Genomic DNA, 3,278 nt, shown 5'->3' with positions numbered 1-3,278 from the left:
CCGTCAAGCGGTAACCAACCCGCGCATGTCAGTCTGACCATCCGCGTCGACGACCACGCCGAACGTCACCAAGCACCGTGCCAAAAGCGAAGTGGCGTCCCCCAACCAGGAGGACGCCACTTCGTCACGCCCCCTTGACAAAAGGGCCTACATATCAGTCGAAGAACACCTGGATGTCGGCGCCGAGCTTGTTCAGCCGGTTCGCGATGTCCTCGTAGCCGCGGTTGATCACGTAGACGTCGCGCAGGACGGTGATGCCGCGGGCGGCCATCGAGGCCAGGAGCAGGCACACCGCGGGGCGCAGCGCCGGCGGGCAGATGAGCTCCTGGCTGCGCCAGCGCGTCGGCCCGTTCACGACCAGGCGGTGCGGGTCGAGCAGCTGCGTGTCGGCGCCCAACTTGTTGAGCTCGAGCAGGTGGATGGCCCGGTTCTCGTAGACCCAGTCGTGGATCAGCGTGCGACCCTCCGCCTCGGCGGCGATGACCGCGAAGAACGGCAGGTTGTCGATGTTGAGCCCCGGGAACGGCATGGGGTGGATCTTGTCGACCGCCGCGTGCAACTCGGAGGGGTACACCGTGATGTCGACCAGACGGGTCTTGCCGTTGACGGCCCTGTACTCCTCGGACAGGTCGAACGTGAGGCCCATGTCGGCCAGGATCGCCAGCTCGATCTCGAGGAATTCGATCGGGGCCCGTCGGACGGTGATCTGGGACTTCGTGACGACGGCCGCCGTGATCAGGCTCATGGCCTCGATCGGGTCCTCCGACGGCGCCACGCGCACGTCCGTGGCGATCTCCTCCAGGCCGGTGACGTTCAGCGTCGTCGAGCCGATGCCCTCGATGGTGACGCCGAGGGCCTGCAGGAAGAAGCACAGGTCCTGGACCATGTAGTTGGGCGAGGCGTTGCGGATGACGGTCAGGCCGGGGTGGAGCGCCGCGGCCATGAGCACGTTCTCGGTGACGGTGTCGCCGCGCTCGGTGAGCGTGATGTGGCGCACCCCGGCGTCCCCCTCGCGCACGTGCGCCTGGTAGTAACCCTCGGTGGCCTGCACGTCCAGGCCGAAGGGCTGCAGGGCCTGCAGGTGCGGGGTGACAGTGCGCGTGCCGAGGTTGCAGCCCCCGGCGTAGGGGAGCTGGAACTCGGACAGGAGGTGCAGCAAGGGGCCGAGGAACATGATCACCGAGCGGGTGCGGCGCGCGGCCTCGATGTCCATGCCCGCCAGGTCGAGCACGTCGGGGCGGACGAGCTCCAGCTCGGACTTGTCGTCCGACCAGGTCACCTGGACCCCGATGGACTCCAGCACCTCGAGGATCCGGTTGACCTCCTCGATCTGGGCCACGCCCTCCAGCACCGTGCGGCCGCGGTTGAGCAGCGAGGCGCACAGCAGGGAGACGGCGGCGTTCTTGGAGGAGCGCACGTCGATGGCGCCGGCCAGCTTGGTGGGACCCTTGATCCGCAGGTGCATCGTGCGCACCGTCGGCGCGAGCGCCGGGTCCTGCAGGGTCGTGGCGATCCGCGTGACGTTCTCGAGGTCGAGCTCGCGGGCGCCGGTCTCGATCGCGCGCAGGTCGGACGGGTCCAGGTCGAGCGCCGCGGCCACCTGCTCGGGGGAGAGGCCTCGCTGCATGCGCGCGTCACGGATCAGCCGACCGATGCTCGCGGAGTTGTTCTGGGTCACGCTGATCGAGTCTAGCCCTCAATCGGGACGAGGACGGACCCGTTCTCCGCGGTGCCGCGGTCGGTAATAGAGTGGCCGCATGAGCTCTCACTTCGACGTCGTTGTCCTTGGAGCGGGCCCCGGCGGCTACGTCGCCGCCATCCGCGCCGCCCAGCTGGGCAAGAAGGTTGCCATCATCGAGAAGGAGTACTGGGGCGGTGTCTGCCTGAACGTGGGCTGCATCCCGACCAAGTCCCTGCTGCGCAACGCCGAGCTGGCGCACATCGTCACCAAGGAGGCGAAGGCCTTTGGCATCAGCGGGGACATCTCCGTCGACTACGGGGTCGCCTTCACGCGCTCGCGCAAGGTGTCGGAGCGCATGATCGGCGGCATCCACTACCTGATGAAGAAGAACAAGATCCAGGAGATCCACGGCTGGGGCACGTTCAAGGACGCCAAGACGATCGAGGTCGCCACCAACGACGGCGCCACCGAGACCGTCACGTTCGACGACTGCATCATCGCCGCCGGCGCCACCACCAAGCTGCTGCGCGGCACCCAGTGGAGCGAGAACGTCATCTCCTACAAGGAGCAGATCCTCGCCGACAACCTGCCGAAGTCGGTCATCATCGGCGGCTCGGGCGCCATCGGCACCGAGTTCGCCTACGTGCTCAACTCCTACGGCGTCGACGTCACGATCGTCGAGTACCTCGACCGGATGGTCCCGAACGAGGACAAGGAGGTCTCGGCCGAGCTGGCCAAGGCCTACAAGAAGCTCGGCATCAAGGTCCTGACCGGCACCGCCGTCACCTCGGTCGAGGACACCGGCTCCGGCGTCCGCGTCACCGTCGAGCCCGCCAAGGGCGGCGAGGCGACCGTGCTCGAGGCCGACAAGATGCTGCAGGCCATGGGCTTCGCCCCGCGTCTGGAGGGCTACGGCCTGGAGAACACCGGCGTGGCCACCGACCGCGGCGCCATCGTGATCGACGACTACATGCGCACGAACGTGCCCGGCCTGTACGCCATCGGCGACTGCACCGGCAAGCTCATGCTGGCCCACACCGCCGAGGCGCAGGGCGTCGTCGCCGCCGAGACCCTCGCGGGTGCCGAGACCATGCCGATCAACTACGACATGATCCCGCGCGCCACCTACTGCCAGCCCCAGGTCGCCTCGTTCGGCTACACCGAGGAGCAGGCCAAGGAGAAGGGCTTCGACGTCAAGGTCGGCAAGTTCCCGTTCTCGGCCAACGGCAAGGCGTGGGGCCTGGGCGACGCCACCGGCTTCGTCAAGGTCGTCACCGACGCCGAGCACGGCGAGATCGTGGGCGCCCACATGATCGGCCCCGACGTGACCGAGCTGCTGCCCGAGCTGGTCCTGGCCCAGATGTGGGACCTGACCGCGCACGAGGTCGGTCGCGCCATCCACGCGCACCCGACCCTCTCGGAGGCCCTCAAGGAGGCCGTCGAGGGCGCCGTCGGCCACATGATCAACTTCTAGGAGCCTGCTGAACAAGGCGTCTATCTGACGGCGGGTTGGACGTGGGTGGCGGGTGGGACGCCGCCGCGGCTGTCGAGCCGCGAGTGTGAGTCAGCGCAGTTGAGTGCGACAGCGGGGTCGTCG

At 67.9% G+C, this 3,278-nt stretch carries 2 protein-coding genes; one reads left to right on the top strand and one right to left on the bottom strand.

The genetic code is table 11. From position 1 onward, the window contains the following. Positions 1 to 154 precede the first annotated feature (154 nt). Entirely contained in the window at positions 155 to 1,678 is a 1,524-nt protein-coding gene (locus H5397_RS17205; protein ID WP_182818955.1) for a UDP-N-acetylglucosamine 1-carboxyvinyltransferase, read from the bottom strand. Positions 1,679 to 1,757: 79 nt separating this feature from the next. On the opposite strand from H5397_RS17205, the gene lpdA reads away from it, so the two are divergent. Continuing rightward, positions 1,758 to 3,155: a dihydrolipoyl dehydrogenase gene (gene lpdA / locus H5397_RS17200; protein WP_182818954.1), complete on the top strand. Its 1,398-nt coding sequence runs from the start codon at positions 1,758 to 1,760 to the stop codon at positions 3,153 to 3,155. Positions 3,156 to 3,278 lie beyond the last annotated feature (123 nt).

The organism is Propioniciclava sp. MC1683 (genome assembly GCF_014164675.1).
Taxonomy (GTDB): domain Bacteria; phylum Actinomycetota; class Actinomycetes; order Propionibacteriales; family Propionibacteriaceae; genus Propioniciclava.
The sequence above is the reverse complement of the archived record's forward strand: the minus strand, read 5'-3'. Positions and strand labels throughout refer to the sequence as shown.